At 45.6% G+C, this 23,045-nt stretch carries 22 protein-coding genes; 19 read left to right on the top strand and 3 right to left on the bottom strand.

The features are described 5' to 3' along the window. Positions 1 to 20 precede the first annotated feature (20 nt). The 9 genes from gloA to can all read left to right on the top strand — a co-directional run bounded on the left by gloA (position 21) and on the right by can (position 8,960). Positions 21 to 416, top strand: coding sequence for a lactoylglutathione lyase (gloA, locus tag B076_RS0108545; protein WP_028486936.1), 396 nt, complete (start codon positions 21 to 23; stop codon positions 414 to 416). Positions 417 to 590: 174 nt separating this feature from the next. Continuing rightward, on the top strand, positions 591 to 1,148 hold the full coding sequence (locus tag B076_RS0108540) for a cytochrome b (protein WP_028486935.1): 558 nt from the start codon (positions 591 to 593) through the stop codon (positions 1,146 to 1,148). A 42-nt stretch (positions 1,149 to 1,190) separates the two neighbouring features. Further along, positions 1,191 to 1,781, top strand: coding sequence for a YceI family protein (locus B076_RS0108535; protein ID WP_028486934.1), 591 nt, complete (start codon positions 1,191 to 1,193; stop codon positions 1,779 to 1,781). Between the two features lie 137 nt (positions 1,782 to 1,918). Further along, positions 1,919 to 2,152 (top strand): DUF2798 domain-containing protein, encoded by a 234-nt coding sequence (locus B076_RS0108530; RefSeq protein ID WP_028486933.1) that lies wholly within the window; start codon positions 1,919 to 1,921, stop codon positions 2,150 to 2,152. A gap of 65 nt (positions 2,153 to 2,217) precedes the next feature. Beyond that, a complete protein-coding gene (locus B076_RS0108525) occupies positions 2,218 to 3,162 on the top strand; it encodes a LysR family transcriptional regulator (RefSeq protein ID WP_028486932.1) in 945 nt (314 codons plus the stop codon). Between the two features lie 182 nt (positions 3,163 to 3,344). Next, positions 3,345 to 4,724: a ribulose-bisphosphate carboxylase gene (locus B076_RS0108520; protein ID WP_028486931.1), complete on the top strand. Its 1,380-nt coding sequence runs from the start codon at positions 3,345 to 3,347 to the stop codon at positions 4,722 to 4,724. 212 nt (positions 4,725 to 4,936) lie between these two features. Beyond that, positions 4,937 to 5,737 (top strand): CbbQ/NirQ/NorQ/GpvN family protein, encoded by an 801-nt coding sequence (locus tag B076_RS0108515; RefSeq protein WP_028486930.1) that lies wholly within the window; start codon positions 4,937 to 4,939, stop codon positions 5,735 to 5,737. 184 nt (positions 5,738 to 5,921) lie between these two features. Further along, positions 5,922 to 8,186: a nitric oxide reductase activation protein NorD gene (locus B076_RS0108510; RefSeq protein WP_028486929.1), complete on the top strand. Its 2,265-nt coding sequence runs from the start codon at positions 5,922 to 5,924 to the stop codon at positions 8,184 to 8,186. Positions 8,187 to 8,297: 111 nt separating this feature from the next. Further along, entirely contained in the window at positions 8,298 to 8,960 is a 663-nt protein-coding gene (can, locus tag B076_RS0108505) for a carbonate dehydratase (protein ID WP_028486928.1), read from the top strand. On the opposite strand, the gene B076_RS0108500 is transcribed toward can, so the two are convergent. Beyond that, on the bottom strand, positions 8,957 to 9,364 hold the full coding sequence (locus tag B076_RS0108500; RefSeq protein ID WP_028486927.1) for a hypothetical protein: 408 nt from the start codon (positions 9,362 to 9,364) through the stop codon (positions 8,957 to 8,959). The genes can and B076_RS0108500 overlap by 4 nt on opposite strands. Positions 9,365 to 9,504: 140 nt before the next feature. Here B076_RS0108500 and ppnP point away from each other — a divergent pair, with 140 nt between their 5' ends. Next, positions 9,505 to 9,822, top strand: coding sequence for a pyrimidine/purine nucleoside phosphorylase (gene ppnP, locus B076_RS0108495; protein ID WP_028486926.1), 318 nt, complete (start codon positions 9,505 to 9,507; stop codon positions 9,820 to 9,822). Between the two features lie 125 nt (positions 9,823 to 9,947). Here ppnP and B076_RS0108490 read toward each other — a convergent pair whose 3' ends face one another. Together B076_RS0108490 and B076_RS13305 are read right to left on the bottom strand one after the other, a co-directional pair. Then, positions 9,948 to 10,241: a hypothetical protein gene (locus B076_RS0108490; RefSeq protein WP_028486925.1), complete on the bottom strand. Its 294-nt coding sequence runs from the start codon at positions 10,239 to 10,241 to the stop codon at positions 9,948 to 9,950. Further along, positions 10,231 to 10,377, bottom strand: a complete 147-nt coding sequence (locus B076_RS13305) for a hypothetical protein (protein WP_157753544.1) — start codon at positions 10,375 to 10,377, stop codon at positions 10,231 to 10,233. The genes B076_RS0108490 and B076_RS13305 overlap by 11 nt, the downstream gene beginning before the upstream one ends. Before the next feature lie 85 nt (positions 10,378 to 10,462). Here B076_RS13305 and B076_RS0108480 point away from each other — a divergent pair, with 85 nt between their 5' ends. The 9 genes from B076_RS0108480 (at position 10,463) to B076_RS0108440 (ending at position 22,970) form a co-directional block, all read left to right on the top strand. Then, the gene (locus B076_RS0108480; protein ID WP_028486924.1) at positions 10,463 to 12,046 is read left to right on the top strand and encodes a SulP family inorganic anion transporter; all 1,584 of its coding nucleotides are present in this window, start codon (positions 10,463 to 10,465) and stop codon (positions 12,044 to 12,046) included. A 226-nt stretch (positions 12,047 to 12,272) separates the two neighbouring features. Continuing rightward, complete coding sequence (locus B076_RS0108475) at positions 12,273 to 14,018, top strand: sensor domain-containing diguanylate cyclase (protein WP_028486923.1); 1,746 nt, start codon at positions 12,273 to 12,275, stop codon at positions 14,016 to 14,018. Between the two features lie 108 nt (positions 14,019 to 14,126). Further along, positions 14,127 to 16,238, top strand: coding sequence for a TonB-dependent receptor (locus tag B076_RS0108470; protein WP_028486922.1), 2,112 nt, complete (start codon positions 14,127 to 14,129; stop codon positions 16,236 to 16,238). 12 nt (positions 16,239 to 16,250) lie between these two features. Beyond that, positions 16,251 to 17,630 carry a 4Fe-4S binding protein gene (locus B076_RS12535; RefSeq protein WP_038150502.1) on the top strand — a complete coding sequence of 460 codons (1,380 nt, stop codon included), beginning with the start codon at positions 16,251 to 16,253 and terminating at the stop codon, positions 17,628 to 17,630. Between the two features lie 317 nt (positions 17,631 to 17,947). Then, positions 17,948 to 18,547 carry an ANTAR domain-containing response regulator gene (locus B076_RS0108460; RefSeq protein ID WP_028486921.1) on the top strand — a complete coding sequence of 200 codons (600 nt, stop codon included), beginning with the start codon at positions 17,948 to 17,950 and terminating at the stop codon, positions 18,545 to 18,547. Positions 18,548 to 18,666: 119 nt separating this feature from the next. Next, on the top strand, positions 18,667 to 19,893 hold the full coding sequence (locus B076_RS13060; protein WP_051347263.1) for a sensor domain-containing phosphodiesterase: 1,227 nt from the start codon (positions 18,667 to 18,669) through the stop codon (positions 19,891 to 19,893). Between the two features lie 134 nt (positions 19,894 to 20,027). Further along, positions 20,028 to 20,897, top strand: a complete 870-nt coding sequence (locus B076_RS0108450; RefSeq protein WP_028486920.1) for a hypothetical protein — start codon at positions 20,028 to 20,030, stop codon at positions 20,895 to 20,897. Between the two features lie 33 nt (positions 20,898 to 20,930). After that, positions 20,931 to 21,707, top strand: a complete 777-nt coding sequence (locus B076_RS0108445) for an HAD-IIB family hydrolase (RefSeq protein ID WP_028486919.1) — start codon at positions 20,931 to 20,933, stop codon at positions 21,705 to 21,707. A 51-nt stretch (positions 21,708 to 21,758) separates the two neighbouring features. Continuing rightward, a complete protein-coding gene (locus tag B076_RS0108440) occupies positions 21,759 to 22,970 on the top strand; it encodes a glycosyltransferase family protein (RefSeq protein ID WP_028486918.1) in 1,212 nt (403 codons plus the stop codon). The last annotated feature ends 75 nt before the right edge of the window (positions 22,971 to 23,045 follow it).

Genomic DNA, 23,045 nt, shown 5'->3' with positions numbered 1-23,045 from the left:
AACAGTTTAAAGGAGAGAAAATGCGAATTTTACATACTATGTTGCGCGTCGGAAATTTACAGAAATCAATCGATTTTTATACTCAGGTGTTGGGTATGAAATTATTGCGCCAAAAGGATTATCCAGCCGGTGAGTTTACTCTGGCTTTTTTGGGTTATGGCAACGAAGAGGAGAATACCGTTTTGGAACTCACCTATAACTGGGGGGAGGACTCTTACGACTTGGGAAGCGGTTACGGGCATATCGCAATCGAAGTGCCCGACGTGTACGAGACCGCAGAAGCGATTAAGCAGGCGGGCGGTAAGATCATCCGTGAAGCGGGGCCAATGAATGCCGGAACGACCATTATCGCGTTTGCCGAGGATCCGGACGGTTACCAGATAGAATTCATTGGCGAAGGCCACGATCGCGGTTAATCAAACTTCCGTTTTCATCTTTAAAAAAACCAGCAGGCCTGCTGGTTTTTTTATGTCTAATCGGTTTTCTATATTGTTCTTTCTTTAGCAACAGTGTTTTCAACTTTAGTCTGTTTTTCTAAGAGCCTAGCGTTTGTAAGATCACCTCAAGAATTCAATAAAGTCAGTTTTGATATGCTTTTTAAAAATACCCCAGACCGTTACGGTTGGATCTCAATTAGTTTGCATTGGATGCTTGCCGCAGCCCTATTTTCGCTGTTTGCATTGGGGGTATGGATGGTGGAATTGGATTACTATTCCAACTGGTATCACGATGCCCCCTTTATTCATAAATCGATTGGGGTGCTGTTGGTGATGATGATGGTGTTGCGTTTTATCTGGGTACGACTCAATCCTAAGCCCAAACCGCTATCCAAAAATGCAAAGTTGAATTTTGTGGCAGGGATGGTGCACGGAGTCTTGTACGTGCTGGTCTTCGCTTTAGGGATCAGTGGTTATCTTATTTCAACCGCCGAAGGTCAGGGAGTCAGTGTGTTTGACTGGTTTAATGTCCCCGCTTGGTTGCAAGCCTTTGAAGGCCAAGCGGATGTGGCCGGAGAGGTTCATGAGTGGCTGGCGTATGGCTTGATGACCTTAGTGGGCTTGCATGCCTTGGGTGCTTTGAAACATCACTTTATCGACCGGGATAAGACTTTGATGCGTATGTTGCGTCCCGGTTCGGATTCTCAATAGTTTATGGATTTTAATTTTAATGACAATCATGTGGAGACAACAATGAACAAGTTACAAAGTTTTGGATTATCGCTCGGTCTGAGCGCCTCAATGCTGGCGGTTTCACCAACGGTTATGGCTGCACCAGTGGAGTACTCTATTGATACCCCTGGCATGCATGCTTCGGTTAATTTTAAGATCCAGCACTTGGGTTACAGTTGGTTAACCGGGCGTTTTGAGAAGTTTTCGGGTGATTATGTCTATGATGCCGACACCCTTAGCAACAGTCGTATCAGTGTGAAAATCGACACTGCCAGTGTCAGTACCAATCATGCGGAGCGCGACAAGCATCTGCGCAGTGCGGATTTTTTGAATGTGAAGAAGTTTCCCGAAGCGAAGTTTGTGAGTACCACCATTACCGGAGGCGATGACTCGATGCAGGTCAAAGGCCAGTTTACTTTAAACGGGGTGACCCGCAATATGGTGATTGAGGCTCATAAGATTGGAGAAGGTAAAGATCCTTGGGGTGGGTACAGAAGTGGTTTTAGCGGTACAACCTCATTTAAATTGGCGGATTATAAAATCAGCAAAGACCTTGGGCCGGCTTCAGCGGAGGTGTTTTTGGAGCTGCACATTGAAGGGGTTAGAAAATAACTTTTTCAAACCGTTAAGCGTTACAATATTTTGAGTCGAGCCGGATTACATTAGATCGGCTCGGCTTTTTTGTTTTCTGGGGTCTTTGCAAACGTTTTGAAGTGAGCAGAGGCCTTTTTATTCGTTTAGGATCTTTGATGTTTCACCCCAAATACCAACCTGTTTTGATGGCCTTTTTTATGGCTTTGTTTATGTCTTTTTTAATGTCGGCGGTGATCACCGCACTTAATCTAGGATTGCCGGAAAATTTTATCAAGGTTTGGATGCATGCCTGGTTGTCGGCGTTTGTGGTCGCGTTTCCGATTGTGATGTTTGTTGGGCCTTTGGTGCGCAAGATTGTCGGTAAGTTGGTTTATCAGGTGGAAACGTGATTTTTGAAAACCGGCAGGCCTGGGGTAAGATGGCATTATCAGTCTGGTAAGAAAGAGGACACACAATGCCTGAAAAAGAGTCGATTTTAGCCAGAAATGCCACTTTGCGGCAGTTACAGGTATTTGAGAGCATTGCACGCAATCAAAGTTTCACCAAAGCGGCCAAGGAGTTGCACCTTACCCAGCCCACAGTCTCGATGCAGGTTAAAAAACTCTCAGAAGTTCTTGATGCTCCTTTGTTTGAACAGATTGGCCGCAAGGTTTATTTAACGCCGGCAGGTCAAGCGCTGTATGAGGCCGCTGAGGCGATTTTGATTAAGCTGTCGATGGCCGAACAGAAAATTGATCATCTCAAGGGGTTTTCCGGCGGAAGCGTTAAGCTGTCGGTCATTTCGACTGCGCAATACTTTGTTCCCAAAGTGATTCAGGAGTTTACCCAAGCCTATCCGGATGTGACCGTGTTGATGCGTGTCGGCAATAAAGAGACGTTGCTGGATCGCATCGCAAAAAATAAAGACGATTTTTATCTCTTAGGCCAGCCGCCGGAAGGGTTGAATGTCAATTCCGATCCTTTGGCGATTAATCCGTTGGCTTTTTTGGCCAATGCCAATCACCCCTTGGTGGGTAAAAGCCTTTCTGTCGAGGATTTGAAAGATGAGCCGTTTTTAATGCGTGAAACTGGCTCGGGGATTCGCGCTCAGGTAGAAAAGGTGTTCCATGATTTCAATTATCAGCCAAGAGTGAAGATGGTACTTGGCGGTAATGAAGCCATTCGGTTGGGATTGTTGCAAAACTTGGGCATTACCGTGGCCTCGGTACCGACCATGATGAATGAGATTAATCGTGGTGAGATTGCGATTTTGAAAGTGAAGGGTTTTCCCATCCATCGATACTGGTATTTGGCCTATCCAAATGGAAAAGTGCTGTCCATTGCCGCCGAAGAACTAATTAAGCTATTGAAAATAGAAGGTAAGTCGCTCAGTGACCAGGCCTTCGATAAGCTGAGTTAGCTCTCCTATAGAGTATAGACCTTTATCTATCAATTTAATCAAAATTATTGATTTGAGTTTATCTATCCGTTCTCTATAATAGCCTCTGTTTTCGGGGTTAAATCAATGTGCTTTGATTTGACTAAAAATTAAGGATCGCCAAATCCCAAGGATTGCGCATCCCTATACTTGAGGTAAGAAAAATGGATCAGTCTAATCGTTATGCTGACTTGTCTTTGAAAGAAGAAGACCTAGTTGCAGGTCAGAACCACATTCTTGTGGCTTACACTATGGAACCAGCCGCTGGTTACGGTTACCTAGAAGTAGCTGCTCACATCGCTGCTGAATCTTCAACCGGTACTAACGTTGAAGTTTGTACGACAGATGATTTCACAAAAGGTGTTGATGCACTTGTTTATGACATCGACGAAGCAAACGGCATCATGAAAGTGGCTTATCCGTTTGATTTGTTTGACCGTAACGGAATCGACGGTAAGACCATGTTGGTTTCTTTCTTAACTCTTGCAATTGGTAACAACCAAGGTATGGGTGATGTTAAGAACCTTCAGATGTTCGATTTCTGGGTTCCAGAAACCAAACTGCACCTGTTTGACGGTCCTGCGGTAGACATCACTAACATGTGGAAAATGCTTGGTCGTGATAAAGACAACGGTGGTTACATCGCGGGTACGATCATCAAGCCTAAGCTTGGTCTACGTCCTGAGCCGTTTGCAGACGCTGCATACCAGTTCTGGCTAGGTGGTGATTTCATCAAGAATGATGAACCACAAGGTAACCAAGTATTCTGTCCAATGAAAGAAGTGATTCCTAAAGTGGTTGACGCTATGCGTCGTGCCCAGGATGAGACGGGTGAAGCTAAATTGTTCTCTGCAAACATCACTGCAGATGATCACCACGAAATGTGCTACCGTGCAGATTACATCCTAGAAACGTTTGGTCCAGATGCACCACAAGTTGCGTTCCTAGTTGATGGTTATGTAGGTGGTCCAGGTATGATCACGACTGCACGTCGTAACTACCCTGGTCAATACTTGCACTATCACCGTGCCGGTCACGGAGCAATCACTTCTCCGTCTGCTAAGCGTGGTTACACCGCTTTTGTATTGGCTAAGATCTCTCGTCTACAGGGTGCTTCTGGTATCCACGTGGGTACAATGGGTTACGGTAAGATGGAAGGTGGAGCGGACGACCGTAACATCGCTTACATGATCGAACGTGATGAAGCACAAGGCCCAGCATTCTTCCAGAAGTGGAACGGAATGAAGCCGACTACGCCGATCATCTCTGGTGGTATGAACGCACTGCGTCTACCTGGTTTCTTTGAAAACCTTGGACACGGTAACATCATCAACACGTCTGGTGGTGGTTCTTACGGTCACATCGACTCTCCTGCGGCAGGTGCTAAGTCTTTGGCTCAAGCTTATGACTGCTGGAAGTCTGGTGCAGATCCAATCGAATACGCTAAAGATCACAACGAATTTGCTCGCGCATTCGAATCTTTCCCTGGTGATGCAGATAAAATCTACCCAGGTTGGAGAGAGAAATTGGGTGTTCACAAATAAGAAATTCGGTAACGAATGTTTATTTGAGCAACCAAGAAAAACCTCTGCTTTCGAGCAGGGGTTTTTTTAAAACCAAAATAAAATTCCTACCTTTTTTATAGGTTATTTAATACTCTGTTTTTAGCTTGTGCTGTTTAAGAATGTGGCGTTAAATGACTTAAGAAAATTCTAATATATTATTTAATCAACCATAAACGTTACGGGGAACTGATATGGATATTTCACAATACAAAATTGACAACGAACCATTTTACGATGCGCAGTCCAATGAGATAGAGCTTTACGAAGCGGCTTATGGCGCACGTTTACCGGTGATGGTAAAAGGGCCGACGGGATGTGGTAAATCGCGTTTTGTTGAGCATATGGCGTGGAAATTGGGCAAGCCGATCATTACCGTTTCCTGTAACGAAGACATTACTGCGTCCGACTTGGTGGGACGTTACCTGTTGGACGCCAACGGCACGCGTTGGGTGGACGGGCCTCTGACGATGGCGGCGCGTTATGGCGCAATCTGTTATCTGGATGAGATTGTGGAAGCACGCCAGGACACCATGGTGGTGATTCACGCTTTGACCGACCACCGTCGTGAACTGTCGTTGGATAAAAAGGGTGAATTGATTAAAGCCCATCCTGATTTCCAGTTGGTTATTTCCTATAACCCGGGTTATCAGTCTTTGATGAAAGACTTAAAACAGTCAACCAAACAGCGTTTCTGTGCGCTCGATTTTGATTATGCCGCCCCGGATGTCGAAGCGCATATCCTGCAAAAAGAAGGGGGCGTTGATGCCGATACCGCCAAGAAATTGGTGCAAATCGGGGAGACAGCGCGCAACCTGAAAGGTCATGGTTTGGATGAAGGAATCTCAACTCGTTTGATGGTCTATGCGGCGACTCTGATCAATCAAGGAATCACTCCAGTCGAAGCCTGTAAGATGGCGTTGGTTCGTCCGATCACGGATGATGCGGACATTCGTCAAACTCTAGACAACGCAATCGAAATGATTTTCAACTAATCATGAGCTGATTCACCCGCTTTAGGCGCTACTCTTCGTTGAAAACGGTCGTGTACGATTTGTACACTCCCTTATTTCGGCCTTGATTAGCACCAAAATCAGATGAATCAACTTCATGATTTTATTGATGTGATTGAACGAATTCGTTCAAATTTTTATCCGTTAAAACCGAGTTGAAATCATTATGGATGCAGAATTTTTAGCCGAATACCAGACCCAGTTTACCTGTGGATTCGAGAAGGCCAAGGATGTTTTTCCCGCGTGCATCGAGGAGGCGCATCAGATCCTTTCCCCTGAAGGCGTACAGGCGTATTTGGATGGTGCCAATTTTCTATGTAAGATCGGTATGGGGGTTGAGCCCGTACTGGTTTATCTGGAAGTGATGCCGGAAATCGCCTCGCATATCGGCAAGGGCACCATGAAAATGGTTGCGGACTTCTCCTATAAGTTGGCGCGTAGCCCAAATAAAAAAGCCTTGATCCCGTTCCTGGCTTCTTTGGGCAGCGTGTGTCGCCGAATCGACACGATTGAAGATCTGCAACATTATTTTGAGATCATCGAGTCTTATGTGGATCAGACTCAGACCGTGATTCACGGTCACCATTCAATCCATGAAAGCCCGGGCATGATCGTCTTTATGGAAAATGTGCCTCAGTTGATTTCCAAGTTAACCTTGGCTGGAATCCGGAACTTTGTCGATTACGGTGCACGTAACTATAAAGATTCGCCAGACCAGCAGATCGAGTATTTTTCCTTGAGTTCGCATGATGCCAAAAGCATTATTCAGCGCGAGCGTGAGGGAACGGTATTCAAGGATGTGGAGAGACATTTGGGGATGCTCAAAGATTGCATGTGGGATTGTGACCTGCCGTTCTCGGTTTTCTCCACCGCATTCGATCAGTTACGCAAGCCCGTACCCTATTTGGATGAAGGTCTGATTGCGGTTCCCGATGTGTACGATACTGAAAATACGGTGCCGGGAATCGATCGTTATCGTGCGATGCTGGCGCATATGATGGCGCACCGCAAGTGGTCGACCAAATTGATGGCGGACAATTTTGCACCGCATATGCAGCTGTTTATTTCGGTGTTTGAAGACAGTCGGGTCGAGTATCTGGCGATGCAGAAGTACCCCGGTTTGAAAAAACTGTTTTTAGCACTGCATCCGTATCCCGAAAAAGGAGCCTGCGACGATCAGAAGCAGTCCTGTTTGCGCTATCGTGCGGCGCGTTTGTCACGCGCGCTATTGGATGAGACATTCGATTCTCAGAATCCGTTGATCGAGGATTTTCGCCAGCAGTTCCATACGATTTTGCAGGAAAAAGGCGAAAAATCCACCACGCAGGATATGGCCAAACTGGGCACCGGTTTTTATGTGAAGTCGCGTAAACAGTCGTCGGACAGTTTGCCGGATATCTTTTTTGACGATACCGAAATCTCTTATCGCGACGACAACCGTTATATTTGGTTCCATCATGAAGAGAACGACGAGGCGGAAGACTTTCATAATAATGAATATGAGTCGGATGAGAAGGTTGTCGATACGGCCGACAGTTTGCCGCCGCGTCATTACGATGAGTGGGATTATCTGTCAGAAAGTTATCGTCCGGATTGGGCGACGGTCTACGAACGTCTGCACCCATCCGGAGATGTCGGCAAGATCGATCGACTGATGGAGAAACATGACGGTCTGGCAAAACGCCTTAAGAAAATGATCGAGATGCTCAAACCTCAGAACAAGAAACGCATCCGTTTTCAGGAAGAAGGTGAGGAGCTTGATCTGGATGTGGCGCTGCGTTCGATCATTGACTTCAAGAGTGGGCAGGCTCCCGATCCGCGCATCAACTACAGCCACACCACCGACAGCCGCAATATCGCCGTGATGCTGTTGGTGGACACCTCGCAGTCGCTGAATGAACGCAATCAGCAAACCGGTCAAACCCTGTTGGAATTGTCTGAAGAAGCATTGGCAATCACAGCGTGGACGGTCGAGCAGTTGGGTGATAAGTTTGCGATAGCCGGGTTCTGTTCGGATACACGTCATGAAGTGCGCTATCAACACATCAAAGGCTATTCTGAGCATTATGGCGATGAAGTTAAGGCAAGGATCGCCGCAATGGAAGCGTCTTATTCCACTCGTATGGGGGCGGCTATGCGTCATGCGGCGCACTATTTGGAAGCTCAGAAGGCAGAGAAAAAACTCATGTTGGTGCTGACGGACGGCGAGCCGGCGGATATCGACACCAAAGATCCGCAGATGTTGATTCAGGACACGCATAAGGCGGTGGAAGAGTTGCAGGGTAAAGGCATCTATTCATACTGTATTACGCTGGATCCTAAGGCGGATGAATATGTCGCAGATATTTTTGGCAATCAATATACCGTCATTGATCACGTTGATAAATTACCTGAACAATTGCCGCAGGTATTTATGAAATTAACCCATTAATTGATATATAATCCGTCAAGTCCATAAATAAATGCCCTCACAAAGGGCATTTTTTATGAGTAGAATCTATGTAAAAAGGTCCAAAAGACTGGGTTAGTTCAAGGATAAACGATGTGTCAAAAATGTAATGCCGAAGTGCATAATCAATCCATTCAGCAACTGTTTGACAACAATGCCGTTTGGGTTAAAGAACGCAATGAGGAAGCTCCCGGTTTTTTTGAAAACCTGTCCCATCAGCAAAAGCCTGAATATCTATGGATAGGCTGTTCTGACAGTCGTGTGCCGGCCAATGAACTGGTTAAGATGGATCCGGGAACGATTTTTGTGCATCGTAACATCGCCAATTTGGTCAACTCCAGTGATATGAATGCGCTTTCGGTCATTCAGTATGCGGTCGAAGTGCTTAAGGTCAAGCATATTATCGTCAATGGCCATTATGGCTGTGGCGGGGTGATTGCTGCCATGAATGAAGGCAATCCCGATCTTATCGATCACTGGGTTCGACCGATTCGTAAATATTATCAACGGGTTCAAAAAGAGTTGGATGCCATGCCGGAAGAGGCTCGCATTAATCGGTTGTGCGAAATTAATGTGGTGGAGCAGGTGCGCAATATCTGTCATGTTCCTGCGGTGCGTAAAGCCTGGAAACAGGGGCAAGAACTTCATGTTCATGGTTTCATTTACGACATCAAAGATGGCTGTTTACATGATATGGGGATTTCCGTCAGCGACATTCGCGCCGCTGAAGAAGCCGTATTGAGAGCCAACGATTAACCGTTCTTACCGGCGATAAACGCCGCCATCAAAGCTTGATGAAGCGGGGAGTGGGCTTCAAGTTCCTCTCCCAGATAGTGTTGCGCAATTTGTTTCAGTTTATCCAGAGACTGCTCTGCCAACCAGGCCTGCTTAAATCCTTCGAAATCGAAGCTCGAATCCTTCTCAGAATAAAACTGAACGGCCAATCCGGTGGGCTTTTCAAATACAATTTCCGACATTTCCATGACTTCCAACTCATAAGAGTAAGTTCCAATTTGATTCGCCTTGGCGATGGCTGAAGGAAAGTCTGGCAGTTCTTCTTCATGACGTTGTGCCCAGTCATCCAAGTCCAACGCTATGGAAGGTTCCAGGAATTCGCCTTTGAAGTGAAAGGGAATTTTGACAATAATGCTGTTTTTCACGTTTGCTTCCGTTTTGGTTGGGTAGGTTCCTAAAGGTGCATTATAGCGCACCCGCAAAATGGGATGAATAGTGTGTGAAACCGATGGACTTTACCGTTATAATTGCTGGCGTTTCAAAACTCTTTAAATAAGGAATAATGATGTCAAAATTCGAAAATGTCACTGTTTTAAAAGAAGCGTCGGTTTACTTTGACGGTAAAGTGACCAGCCGAACCGTTTTATTTGCGGACGGTTCTAAGAAAACGCTGGGCATTATGATGCCGGGTGAGTATGAGTTTGGAACCGAGGTGGCCGAGATCATGGAGATGATGTCGGGAGATGTTGAGGTCTTGTTGCCAGGTGAAACCAAATGGCGATCGATTCCAAACGGAAGCAGTTTTGAGGTGCCGGCGAATTCAAAGTTTGGCATCAAAGTAAACGCAATTGCGGATTACTGCTGTTCTTATATTGCGGAATAATTTGAGATAAATCGTGGATGTAACCCATCTTCGGTAGGACATATTAAAAAGCCCAGAATGGACAGGCCTGTCCATTCTGGGCTTTTTTGGTTTCAGTGTGCTTAAGAATAGAGCGTTGCTTGTGTTTAAATCCAGAAAGAGGCCACGCTGCTGATCAGCAGGTTCAATACGATGGAGGTCACCGCCAAAGGGAACATGATGAATTTTTTGGTGCTTAAAGGATTGGAACGGCGGGTAACCTGCTCATAAAACCAAGTGAGCAAGCTCACCAGAGCGGCCCCGAAGGCCATAATGAAAAACCAGTCGCGAATGGTTTCCGCCGACGCAAAAAACAGAATGTATAAAGAAAAAGGTCCACCCACCCAGAAGAAAACCAGATAAGCCGTACCAATTAAAAAACCAAGGAATTTACCGAACATCGTCTTGACTCGCTTGTTGTTTTTTCTGTTTCTTTTTAACACGTTGCGCTTTAAAAAGAAAGTGCAATGCGAAATGCAGGATCAACAGGAGAACAAAAAAACCGATGGCGATTTCGCCGATGTAATGAATCCACATGGGGCTTTCCTATAAATAATTGATTAACAGGCAATTGTACTGGGTTTTTGTTAGAATTTGCAGCATCTGAAATTTAGGAGCTCTCATGAATCAAAGCAATCCGTCATTAAAGTGGCAAACTTATAAAAATGATACGCTTTCGGGTATTACCGTCTCATTGGCCTTGGTGCCGGAGGCGGTCGCTTTTGCTTTTGTAGCCGGCGTGCACCCATTGGTAGGTTTGTATGCGGCCATTATCGTCGGATTGATTACCGCGATTTTCGGTGGACGTCCCGGGATGATTACCGCTGCCGCCGGGTCTTTGGCGGTGGTGATGATGCATCTGGTCATGGAACATGGCGCCTCCTATCTGTTCCTGGCCGTTATTATGATGGGGGTCTTTCAGATATTCATCGGGGTGATGAAGTGGGGACGATTCATTCGCATGGTGCCGTCTCCGGTGATGCTCGGCTTTGTAAATGGCTTGGCGTTGATCATCCTGTTTGCCCAGTTTGGTCAGTTTAAGGATGTTAATGGCGAATGGCTGACCGGTGCGAGTATGAATATCATGTTGATGATTATCGTCGCGACCTTGGCGATTATCTACTTGTTGCCGAGAATTACCAAGGCGGTTCCATCGGCACTGGCAGCGATTGTGCTGGTGTCCATTGCGGTGATTCTATTCGATGTCAATGCGGTCACGGTAGGGGATCGTGCTTCGGTTTCGGGAACCTTGGAATCACTGGTGTTCGGTGATGGCGTTGAGGGTGGTTTTCAGGGCTTGAGCTGGTTCACCACCTTGCCTGAAGGTTTTTGGAGCCTGCAAACCTTGTGGATTGTTCTGCCTTATGCGGTGATTCTGACCATTATCGGTTCGGTTGAATCCCTGTTGACCATGACTTTGATCGACGATATCACCAATACGCGCGGTAAAGGCAATAAAGAATGTATCGCCTTGGGGGCGGCCAACTGTACCGCCGGTACCTTTGGAACCATGGGTGGCTGTGCCTTGATTGGACAGTCCATGATCAATGTCAATTCTGGGGGAACCGGACGTTTGTCGGGTGTGACGGCAGCCTTGGGTTTGCTGGTGATTGTGTTGATTGCCTCATCCTGGATTGAAATGGTACCGATTGGGGCTTTGGTCGGTTTGATGTTTTTTGTGGTGATTGCCACCTTTAACTGGTCGAGTTGGAATATCATGCGCGGCATGACCAAGGCCGATGCTTTTATCATGGTGTTGGTCACCTTGTTGACGGTGATATTCGATTTGGCCGTGGCGGTCATTGCCGGTGTCATTGTCTCGGCATTGGTGTTTGCCTGGCAACATGCGCAACGGATTATTCTGGAAGAATCCCTTGAAGAACGCGATGGTAAAACCGTCAAGACCTATAAGGTGAATGGCCCGTTGTTTTTTGCTTCGGCTAAGAATTTTATTGATTTGTTTGATCCTAAAGATGACCCGGATTGTGTGCAGATTGATTTCATGCACTCACGTGTATACGATCATACCGGGATCGAAGCCATCAATAACCTGACTCAGAAATACCAAGCGGCCGGTAAAAAACTGGTGCTGAAACATTTGAGTCCGGAATGCCAGGTGTTGTTGAGTGATGCCAAGCAGCTGATTGAAGTGAATGTGTCGGAAGATCCACATTATCATGTTTCCATCAGCGGTAAAAAAGAGTAAGTCCCAGAGTCTTTGGTTGGAAGCGTGACTGCATTTCAATGCAGTCAGTCAAAACAGCTTGAGTGAATATAAGGCCCCTTTTGGGGCTTTTTTCGTTTTGAAACCCCTACTTTTGGTGATGAATTAAATAAAATAAGGATTTCCTGTTACGTTTGGATTCATTATGGGTTGTGTATCATAATGAATCTTACAGACCCGATCAGAGGGCCTAAAGAGGTGTTGATTCATGATCAAAAGCAAATCGCTCATTACCTTGTTGGGGCTTGGACCATTATTGCTCATCCCTGCCATTGTGATTTCGATTGCAGTTGTGGTCATATTGTCCGAGCAGTCCGCTTTTGATAAAACTAATCAGCAACTTGAACGCGAGCGCATCGAGTCTCGTGAATCCTCCGTTCGCGCCAAGGTTGACAGCATTGTTGACTTGGCTTCCTACCGGAAATCGATTATCGAAGCGGAGCTGCATGACCGTATTAAGCTTCGCGTTGAACATGCCTACAAAATTGCAGAAGCCCTGTACCAGCAGTTTGCTTTTATCTACCCGGAAGCGGAGCTCAAAAAACTCATCATAGAAGCCCTTAGGCCTTTAGTGTGGAATAACGGAGAAAGCTTCATCTGGATATTGGATGATGAGGGGGTTTTCTATCTGGCTCCGGAATACTTGAAGCATCTGGAGGGCAGCTCCATTCTAGATTTCAAGGATGCAAACGGTCTCGAGGTGATAAAAGAAGAGATTTCGATTGTGCGCAATGAGGGGGAAGGTTTTCTTTGGGATTGTTTTACCAAGCCCGGAGAGTCTATGGAGAAACATTTCAAACAATTGGCGTTTGTAAAAGGGTTTGACCATTATGGCTGGTATCTTGGCTCGGCGGAATATCTGGATACGGCCACCTATAAAACCGATAGAGAGCTTTTGGAGTCGATTTCAAAAGTGGATAAGGATGGCAGTGATTACGTGTTTATTGTGAACACACAGGGTGACATTCTGTTGAATTCTTCTCGGCCTGAATTGGAAGGCAAAAACTTTTCGGCATTCAATAACCCGCTGCTTGAGGAGCTTTCAGATAAGATTTATGCGGCCATTCAAGATGATGGTAAGGGGTTGATTGAGTACCGATGGGTTAACCCGCTAACAGCGAAAATTGATGTTAAACGCACTTATGTCAGGCAGGTTCCCGGCACGGACTGGGTGGTAGGCAGTGGTTTTTATAAGCAGGAGGTGGATGCGGAAGTTGCATCAATGCAAAAAACGCTGAGTACCCAGCATCAGCAAAGATTGCAAGACCTCCTTGTTCTCGGTGCGGTCAGTACCGTCGTCGCGGTGTTGGTTTCACTTTATCTGACCGTGACCGTGCGCAAGATTCTTAAACGTTATCAGCTTGAAATAAAAGTTAAGAACGCCGAACTTAGGGATTTGAATGCTTCTCTGGAAGCCAAAGTAACCAAGCGTACCGCTGAATTACGGGTGGCCAACCGTCAACTCGAACAATTGGCCTTGACCGATTCTTTGACCGGTGTGCAAAACCGTTATGCCTGCATGAACGAGCTTGAAGACGAGGTGCGTCGTAATGAACGTTATCATGAGACTTTTTCGGTCATCATGCTGGATGTGGACTTTTTTAAAGAGGTCAATGATCGTTACGGCCATGATGTGGGCGATCAAGTTTTGGTGACCTTGACTGGACTGATTCAAAGTTGTTTGCGTGAAGTTGATAAGCTTGGAAGGTTTGGTGGAGAGGAGTTTGTCGTGGTGCTTCCCCAGACGGGACTTCAAGAGGCAGAGGCGATTGCAGAACGCATTCGTTTAAAAGTTGAAAACTTTGATTTCAACCCCGTCAACCAGGTCACCTTGAGCTTAGGGGTGATCGAATATCGTTCGGGTGAATCGGTTGGAGAAGTTTTGAAACGAGTGGATGTGGCGCTCTATTCGTCCAAAGATCAAGGTCGCAATCGAATTACTGTGTTCTCTTAGAGAGGGCTTTAGGTCTTAAGGTTTTGTTAAGACTTCATTAAGTGATACTCAAGCCTTTTTTTTAGGCGTTTCCCTATAATTCACGCAGAATTATAAAGGGAATATAAAATGAAACCATCCAAACTTTCAATCGCCGTCATGGCGGCGATGTCTTCTTCAGCTTCGGTTTTTGCTGCCGATCAAATCGAAACTTCCTATTCTGAGCTAGATAAAATCAGCATCACGGCAACCAAGATAGAGCGTCATACCAAAACCGTTCCACAAAGCATCGCGGTGGTGGATGAAAATGACATTGAGCGGGAAAATGCCATGAATATCAATCATGTCATCGATAATATTCCAGGTGTTCAGGCTGTTTCCAAGAATAATGGTTACGATTCCCGTTTGATTATCCGCGGTGCCGGGTTGAAAGCGCCTTATGGTGTGCGGGAGATTATGGTCATTCGAGATGGTGTACCGATGACCGATCCGGACAGTTTCACGCGTTTTGATTTGATCGACATCGATGATATGGAAGGTGTGGAAATCTATAAGGGGCCGGGTTCCATTTTTGCCAGCAATGCCAGTGGTGGAGTGGTGTTTATCAAGTCTAAATCAGTTTTCGATGATCAGCAGGATCGCCTGAAAGTTGGGGTGGGGTCTTTCAATAGTGTCAACCTTAATGCCAAGAAATCTTTGGTGTTGGGCGAGAATGACAGTATGGCTTTTAATATTTCTCGCCGCCAGTCGGACAATGACTGGCGCGACTGGAATCAGTTCGATACGACTCAGTTCAGTGTCAAACATGGCCATTTCTTTGAAGATGATTCGGTGTTGGAGACCGAGGTCGCTTACACCGAAGCCAATCTGCAGTTGCCTCAATCTTTGAGTGCCGAAGAGTTTTCGGATTATAAAGATTCGGGGGAAACCACTAATACTAAAGATGTTTGGCAAAAGAACGGGCGTTATTCAACCATGTTGTTTGTCAACAGTCGCTATGAAACTACGATGGGGGCCTATACCTTTAAACCTCAGGTGTATTTTACTCAGTGGGGGCATTATCACCCTGTCACCGGTATGATCAATGATGCACAGGACAATAAGGTTTTGGGTACTGATTTGGCCTGGAATAGAAGTCATGAACTGTTTGGACGTTCGGCCGAGTTCTTATTTGGGCTGACAGCTCGCACGGATATTCGAGAAAACGGGAAAAAATACACCTATCGTGACGTGGAGGCGGGTACGGGAGTGATTTTGTCCGATGAAAAGGCAGATTTGGCTCAGATTGAGGACAGTCAAAACACCATTTTGGGCGCTTATATCCAGGACAGCTTCTCTCCAATGGATAAGTTGATGGTCGATGTGGGGCTTCGTTACGATCAGGTTAATCTTTCTATCGACGGTAATGAGTTACTGGCTTATAACTGGGGCAGTGGGTCTTATGGCGCTGGGTCTGGCGCATATTCTTATGATGAAACCTATGACCTGTTCTCACCTAAAATTGGTTTGACCTATGCGCTAACGGATGAGTTGAACATCTATGGCATTGTGGCTTCAGCCAATCAGGCTCCGACTGAAAGTGAAATGCAGGCGACACGTGACAATGCGCCGAATGTTGATTTGAAAGCTTCCACATCAACCAATTATGAAATCGGATTGAAGCATCGAAGTAAGACCTGGTCGGCGGATTTTGCGGTGTATTTCAATAAGCTCAATGATGAGATCGTTAAGGTAGACGGTGGTTTTGCTCCTGATTATTACGAAAATGCCGGGGAGACCGATAAAAAGGGCGTTGAGTTGACAGCGACCTATCAGTTGACTTCGCAATGGGCGGTGGGAGCCAGTGGTTCGAAGACTGAGTATCGTTATGTTGATTATGTGAGCAGTGGTAACGATTATTCTGGGAATCTGCTACGTTTCTCGCCGGAGTATCAGTACAGTGTGTTTGTGGATTGGAAGAGGGGGCCTTACATCGCCCGTCTGGAAACTAACGGTGTCGGCGAATACTATATGGATGACGCCAATACCGAGAAGTACAGTGGTTACAGCGGGGTGTCTCATCTGACTATGGGTTATGCCCGAAAAGCCCATAAAGTTGCGTTGAGTGTGCATAATATTGCCGATGCGCGTTACGCGGCAGAGGTTTCCAAAACCGCTGGCGCATGGGGCAATCCAGACAGTTATGAATATACGCCAAGCGCACCGCGTAACATTATGCTGAGCTATCAATACAAGTACTAAGGGTTTCCTGTGATGAATATGCTAGAGAAAACGCGCAGTAAGTTGGACATATTGGGTTGGCCGTTGATCGGCCTACTTTTCACCAACTCTAAGTGGATGATGGCCTTACGACTGTTTGTGTTAGGTTTGTTGGTTTCAGCTATCTATTTTGGATTGGTGTATCCAACCGAAGAGGTGAATCCCTATACCGGAGCCCTGTTCTGGTCGCTGTTTTGGCCTTTCTTTTTAATTCTAACCATGGCGACCTTGGGAACCGTGTTTTGTGGGATTTGTCCGCATAGTTTTGTGGGTAAGTACCTGAACCGCGTCGGTCCTAAAAAACCGTTGCCGGTTTGGCTGAAAAATCGCTGGATTGGGTTTGCTTTATTATTGCTTGCCTACTGGGTACCGATATATATCTTCCCGGATGTATTGAAACCCCCTTGGGTGTCGGCGCTCTTCTTTTTGGTGTTGACCTTGGTGGCGTGGACGATGTTTTATCTCTATCGGAATATGGCCTATTGCAGTTCGGTCTGCCCAATCGGTAGTGTGACCAGTGCTTTCAGTAAGGTTGGATTCGTGCAATTGAAGACCGATCAAGATCACTGTCAAAGCTGTCGAAGTTTCGATTGCACCAAGGCGTGTGAGTGGAATCTACGCCCGTATTTCTTTGAGAAGAAGAATTCCATGGGGGATTGCACCTTGTGCATGGATTGTTCTCAGGCCTGCAACGCTGTTGAATTGAAAGTCACTAAACCTTCGGTGCAGTTATGGAAACCGAGCAGTGCCAAGGAGCCTATGAACGTTTGGGTTTATGTCTGGTTGTTGGCTGTGATTTCCATTACCATGCGTTTTCACCACTCTTTGGGACACTCTTCAATCAAAGAGAGTTTGCCCTGGGTGCGGGCGGGAAGGTGGATGGAGAGTGTCTTGCCGATACCCATGCTTGACTGGGTCGGTGTGATGGCTCTGTCGATGGCGGTGATCTCGACCTTTGCGATTGTCTGGGCAAGCTTTGCGATCAGCGCCAAGCTGCTCAATATGCCGTTTAAAGACTACTTCCAGTCGGTTGGTCAATTTATGGCTCCTTTGATGTTGATTGGGGCTTTGAGTCATATCGGTAGTTTCTTTTTCCTGCATTACGCCTCCGATTTAATGAATGCCTGGTACTGGCTGGTTGGGTCTATGGCGACCGCCAAGCCATTGGCCACATTTAGAGACGGCTGGGTGCACCTGTTTGGCTTGTTCAGCTATGTGGCGGTTATCTGGGCTTCTGTTGTGCTGTATAAACGGCTTGGGTTGATGAAGGTCAGCGGTGTTCAGCGCAGTTTGATATGGTTGCTGAGTGGGGCGATTATCTGGTTCTATCTTTTCCTTGTGGTGTTTCGAGCCACCATCCCGCACGGTCATTAATCGGCCTTTATCGTCAAGACTCATTTCAATATTAAAACCCCCTTGGAGTATTCTGAGGGGGTTTTTTTATGCCTTTGATTGTTGCTCTGTTCGCGAATTGGCTTCGTGTGTATTTTCTGTTAGGTAGGCTTTAAGTGAATGCTAGGTAATAACTGTTAATATTGGTGCAATATTGATTTATGTGGTGCCTTATTGAGCTTATTGTCAATTTTTCTATTTTTAAATATATGTAATTAATTGTTTTTTATATAAATATAAAAATAGGCTTGTATTTTGTTTTAGTTTTTATTGAAATGGTTTTTTATGGGAGAAATCACATGTTGTCCGGTTTGAATGTGTTGTTAGTGTGTGATGAAAATGAGAGTGCAGATGCGCTTGAGCAAGAACTCAAACGTTCTGGCATCGCTCATGCCTACAAGGCGACAACCGATGAGAATGTATTGAAGTTTTTAACGCAAACTGCAGTGGATCTGGTGGTGCTGGATGTCAAATCGCCCACTGCAGGTTTGTTTGAGCAGTTTGCGGTGATGCAGGCCTATTGCCCCAAGCCGGTGGTGTGTTTCAGTGCCGAGCGGGACAGTGAGGTGATTGCCCAATCGGTTAAAGCCGGGGTGACCGCTTACATTGTCGATGGCAAAAGTCCGTCGCGACTCCAACCTATTCTGGAAGTGGCGATGGCTCGATTCAATGAATGCCAGGCCGTTAAAAAAGAGTTGGCACAGGTTAAGGATAAGCTTTCTGAACGGGCGGTGATCGAGAAAGCCAAAGGATTACTGATTGAATATAAAAACATGTCAGAAGATCAGGCTTATAAAACCATGCGAAAAATGGCGATGGATCAAGGCAAGAAAATATCGGTCATCGCGCATGAGGTATGCGACGTGATTTCAGGTTTATCCAGGCAGAACCTAGCATAAAACCGGTGTTAAAGGTTTTTGCAGCCTAACTTGCTTTTGGACACGCGAGATTTTTTTAATGTTAATCAATAGGGAGGTTTAAAAAAAATGTGGATTTCAACCGGGGCTATGCAGTTTGCATGAGCGCTCAGATTTTGCAAATTATTAAGGAAAAGCCATCGGTTAAATTGCCGGAAACGATTGCCGATAAACAGCTTTATTCGGTTTTTCAGCCGATTTACAGCTTTTCCAATCAGGCCTGTGTTGGGGCGGAGGTTCTGCTAAGAGGTAATCGTCTCGCAGATGGTGTGCCCTTAGGTGCCAAAGAGTGTCTTAAAGAGCCTGAAGATGTTAAAAAGTCAGACTATGTTCGCATGATGAATCAGATGCATCTGAAGAGTTGGCTTGGCCATAAACCGCCTGACAGTTGGTTGTTTTTGAATCTGGATATCCATGAAGTCAAAAGTTTGAGCGAATTTTGTTTGGGTGATTTGTTTGAAGAACTCAACCTCAAGGGGCATGAGGTTGTCATTGAAATCGTAGAAAGTGAAATTAAAGATGAAAAGCTATTCGAACAATTGATTTCAATACTTAGGGATTTGGGATGTTTGATTGCGTTAGATGATTTTGGCGCCGGGCATTCCAATATCGATCGCATTTGGAAAGCCCAGCCAGACATAGTCAAGCTCGACAGGCAGGTTTTGTTAGAGGCTTCCAAGGGCGCTCGCGGGCAGAGCATTTTAAAGAACCTGACGCGTTTGATTAAAGAAGCCGGCAGTATTTCATTGCTGGAAGGCATTGAGACTCAGGAGCAGGCGTTACTGGCAATGGATGTCGGGGTGGATTTAGTCCAAGGGTTTTATTTCGCGACACCGGCAAAAAACTTAAGCGCCATTCAAAGTGGCCAACAGCAAGTTCAAAAAATCACGGAGCGTTATCCAGCGTTCATAAAAGAAAAACACACGCTCCTTCAGGTTCAGAAAAAGAGTTATGAGGCTTTGTTTGAGAGTTTATTCGGCAAGCCTGATTTCAATGCGTTGGAAAATGAAATGAAAAAGGTGACGCAGTTGTCGTTTGTAAAACGTTTTTTCATTTTAGATGAGTTTGGTTATCAGGTCAGTGAGGAGTGTGAAGAAGCCAATAAAACGGCATTGGATATCCTCAAAAAAGGCAAAGGGTTGTGCTGGAAAAATCGTAGATACTTCCTCAAGGCCTTGCGCAACCAGAGCAGTGTTTATGTCTCACAGCCTTACAGGTCTTTGATTGATATGCAACTTTGTTTAACCGTTTCGAGAAGCATTTTACTCGACAGTGGCCAGGTTTATGTCGCCTGCTTTGATCTTTTCTACCATGACAGGCAGGCCTAGAAGGGTTTGAATCGGTCGGCCAATGTTGTGTTTAAACAGGCATTGGACTCTGGATTGTGTTTGAACAAAGTTTGAAAAAAGCAGTTCAAAATGAGCAGGCATGTCTATTTTGAGAATAAAATTGGAAGGATGGTATGCAAGAGTTCATACGTTTATATAATCAGCATCGCAGTGATATTGAGAAGTTTTTAATTGAAACCATTCGGAATAACGGTCAATTGATGCATGTTAATATCGAGGATATGCAACGATTTTTCAAACTGCTTTCGAGTTTGGAGCTGGTTTACATTACCGATGGAAGTTTCACGCAGATCAGTCCCAATATATATAAAAACCAGGTTAATGATCAGGTTCTGGGTAGGAATAGAGAGTATTTGGTTTCAAAGGTCGAACCACGTGAAGATAACGTTTCCATCAGTAAACCTTATGTCAGTTCGGCAACGGGTGAGGCTTGTGTGACGGCGATGGTGTTGGGCGGAGAAAATCATTATTACTTTTTTGATTTCAACCTGACATCGCTTTTGAGTCATTTTGGTCTGGTTGAACGACACCCACTATTTAATGGGGTTTCCAAAGGGTTTTACTTGGGGATGGGAATCTCTCTGGTGTTCTTTTCGGTGATGTCGATCGGCTACGCTTTTTATGATTATTTTCTACAATTGATTCACCCTGAAAATTACAGTTTGGAAAGTGTTTTTAAGCCGATTGTGGCTTTGACCATGGGTTTGGCCATTTTTGATTTGGCCAAGACTTTGCTGGAAAGAGAGGTGTTTTTTAAGGCGTATTCCGATAAAAAGGACGAGTCACGCCTGCTTTCCAAGTTTTTAACTGCCATTATCATTGCCTTGTCGATTGAGGCGCTGATGGTGGTCTTTAAGACGGCTCTGAATGATCCGTCTCAGATGTTGTTTGCACTGTATCTGATCATAGGCGTGGCTTTGATTATTCTGTCCCTTGCGGTTTATCACAAACTTGTCATTAAGGGCAGTGAAGTCAAAAGTTAGACTTGAGAAAGCAAATTTTATGGGAGCTTTTTCATGAGTAAATACATTATTTTCACGGACTTAGATGGGACTTTACTAAACCATCATGATTATGCCTATAAGGCCGTACTTCCTCTATTGAAGCGGCTGGAAGAAAGTGGCATACCCGCGGTGTTGAATTCCAGCAAGACACTGTCTGAATTGGAAATCTGGCAGCATCGACTGCATTTAAACGCGCCGCTGGTGGCCGAAAACGGTGGTGTCATTTTGTTTTCAGAAGGCCGTTTAAAAGGCCAAAAGCAGAGAATTGGTAAAGCCTACGATGAAATTCGTTCTTATATCAAACATTTACGCAAGCGGTATGACTGGTCTTTTGAAGGGTTTGGCGACTGGACGGTTGCGGAGGTGATGAATCGCACCAGTTTAAAGTCTTCCGATGCGGTCAAAGCCAAAGATCGCGAAGTGAGTGAACCGATTCTTTGGCTCGACACCCCTGAAAACCTGGCAAGATTTGAGCAGTGTTTGGCGGAGCAAGGCTTGGTCTTGAAAAAAGGCGGGCGTTTCTACCATGTGATGGCTCAGCATGATAAGGCAGATGCCATGAAATACTTGCTTGAGCATTATTATGACGCTGAACAAGAGGGAGTCAAGAGTCTGGCATTGGGTGATGGAGAAAACGATTTAAGCATGTTGTTGGCCGCGGATAAGGCGGTGGTCATGCCGCCGGCTTCGGGTGAAGCCTTGAAAGTTGAAGGCGCTTATTATGCGCAGTCTGAAGCTCCGGTTGGCTGGATAGAGTCGGTAGAGAGGCTGTTAAGTGAGTCAGTTTAGAGAGTGAGTTTTATATAATCGAGACAAAGGTGTCGAGAAGGAGCGTGTTGTATGAGTGATTTTTTTCAAAATGGAACAGTGACCACATTTCATAATATTACCGATCGTCCGGTAGAGGATTTAGAAAAAGAGTTGTGCAAATTCAGTCAGCAAAAGCCTTTGGGATTGATTTTACCTTCCCTTTTCAGTGAACTTGAAGGTCCGGCACTGGCGAATATTGTCGAAGAGCTGAAACAGGTTCCTTACTTGAACCAGATTGTCATTGGTTTGGACCGAGCCGATGAGAAACAGTTTGAATTCGCGAAAGAGTATTTTTCAGGCCTTCCACAGGATTATAAAATCATTTGGAATGACGGGCCGAGAATGCAGGCCATTACCGAAAAACTCCGCGAAAAAGATCTCGCACCGAAAGAGCGCGGTAAGGGGAGCAATGTCTGGAACTGTTATGGTTATATTTTGGCATCCAATAAAACTGAAGTGGTGGCGCTGCATGACTGCGATGTCTTGACGTATGACCGAAGTTTGCTCGCACGTTTGATTTATCCGGTCGCGCATCCCACGTTCAATTTCGTGTTTTCCAAAGGCTATTATCCGCGTTATGCGGACGGAAAACTCAACGGTCGTGCCTCTCGTCTTTTGGTTACACCTTTGTTGAGAGCCTTGAAAGGGGTGTTGGGTCATGATGATCTTTTAACCTATCTTGACAGTTTCCGTTATCCGTTGGCGGGAGAGTTTGCCATGGATGTACATTGCCTCAAGGAGATTCGTATTCCGTCGGACTGGGGCTTGGAAATCGGGGTCATGTCCGAGGTACTGAAGAACTATTCAAACCGCCGTGTCTGTCAGGTGGATATTGCCGATGTCTATGACCATAAGCACCAGGATGTTTCGTTTGAAAACAAGCAGGCCGGTCTGTCACGCATGAGTCAGGACATCGCCAAATCGCTTTTTCGCAAGCTCGCGGTGAGAGGCCATACTTTCTCCCACAGCACTTTACGTACCATTCGCGCCATTTATTACCGAACCGCACTGGATCAGCTCGAATCTTACGCATTTGATGCCGAAATGAACGGCTTGCGTCTAGATCTGCACTCTGAAGAACAGGTGATCGAACTGTTTGCGGACAACATCATGAATGCCGGGGCGGATTTCATTAAAACACCGGGAGAGGTTCCGTTTATGCCCAACTGGAATCGTGTGGTCAGCGCCTGTCCGGATATTTTGGATGAGATTAAACAGGCGGTAGAGTTGGATAACCAATAACCAGTTTTTATGCCATTGTTAACTATGAATGAATTTTTGTGGGTAAGGCGCGTTTTTTAGGGTGATTCGCCTTAG

Source organism: Thiomicrorhabdus chilensis DSM 12352 (genome assembly GCF_000483485.1).
GTDB classification, from domain to species: Bacteria; Pseudomonadota; Gammaproteobacteria; order Thiomicrospirales; family Thiomicrospiraceae; genus Thiomicrorhabdus; species Thiomicrorhabdus chilensis.
Note: the sequence above shows the minus strand (reverse complement) of the source record. Positions and strands in the feature narration are given on the sequence as shown.

Coding starts and splice junctions, on each gene's coding strand:
- B076_RS0108450 (WP_028486920.1), top strand. CDS start 20,028: ATGCAAGAGTTCATACGTTTATATAATCAGCATCGCAGTGATATTGAG.
- B076_RS0108510 (WP_028486929.1), top strand. CDS start 5,922: ATGGATGCAGAATTTTTAGCCGAATACCAGACCCAGTTTACCTGTGGA.
- B076_RS0108475 (WP_028486923.1), top strand. CDS start 12,273: ATGATCAAAAGCAAATCGCTCATTACCTTGTTGGGGCTTGGACCATTA.
- can (WP_028486928.1), top strand. CDS start 8,298: ATGTGTCAAAAATGTAATGCCGAAGTGCATAATCAATCCATTCAGCAA.
- B076_RS0108445 (WP_028486919.1), top strand. CDS start 20,931: ATGAGTAAATACATTATTTTCACGGACTTAGATGGGACTTTACTAAAC.
- B076_RS0108540 (WP_028486935.1), top strand. CDS start 591: ATGCTTTTTAAAAATACCCCAGACCGTTACGGTTGGATCTCAATTAGT.
- B076_RS12535 (WP_038150502.1), top strand. CDS start 16,251: ATGAATATGCTAGAGAAAACGCGCAGTAAGTTGGACATATTGGGTTGG.
- gloA (WP_028486936.1), top strand. CDS start 21: ATGCGAATTTTACATACTATGTTGCGCGTCGGAAATTTACAGAAATCA.
- B076_RS0108535 (WP_028486934.1), top strand. CDS start 1,191: ATGAACAAGTTACAAAGTTTTGGATTATCGCTCGGTCTGAGCGCCTCA.
- B076_RS0108490 (WP_028486925.1), bottom strand. CDS start 10,241: ATGTTCGGTAAATTCCTTGGTTTTTTAATTGGTACGGCTTATCTGGTT.
- B076_RS13305 (WP_157753544.1), bottom strand. CDS start 10,377: ATGTGGATTCATTACATCGGCGAAATCGCCATCGGTTTTTTTGTTCTC.
- B076_RS0108480 (WP_028486924.1), top strand. CDS start 10,463: ATGAATCAAAGCAATCCGTCATTAAAGTGGCAAACTTATAAAAATGAT.
- B076_RS0108525 (WP_028486932.1), top strand. CDS start 2,218: ATGCCTGAAAAAGAGTCGATTTTAGCCAGAAATGCCACTTTGCGGCAG.
- ppnP (WP_028486926.1), top strand. CDS start 9,505: ATGTCAAAATTCGAAAATGTCACTGTTTTAAAAGAAGCGTCGGTTTAC.
- B076_RS0108520 (WP_028486931.1), top strand. CDS start 3,345: ATGGATCAGTCTAATCGTTATGCTGACTTGTCTTTGAAAGAAGAAGAC.
- B076_RS13060 (WP_051347263.1), top strand. CDS start 18,667: ATGAGCGCTCAGATTTTGCAAATTATTAAGGAAAAGCCATCGGTTAAA.
- B076_RS0108470 (WP_028486922.1), top strand. CDS start 14,127: ATGAAACCATCCAAACTTTCAATCGCCGTCATGGCGGCGATGTCTTCT.
- B076_RS0108460 (WP_028486921.1), top strand. CDS start 17,948: ATGTTGTCCGGTTTGAATGTGTTGTTAGTGTGTGATGAAAATGAGAGT.
- B076_RS0108530 (WP_028486933.1), top strand. CDS start 1,919: ATGTTTCACCCCAAATACCAACCTGTTTTGATGGCCTTTTTTATGGCT.
- B076_RS0108440 (WP_028486918.1), top strand. CDS start 21,759: ATGAGTGATTTTTTTCAAAATGGAACAGTGACCACATTTCATAATATT.
- B076_RS0108515 (WP_028486930.1), top strand. CDS start 4,937: ATGGATATTTCACAATACAAAATTGACAACGAACCATTTTACGATGCG.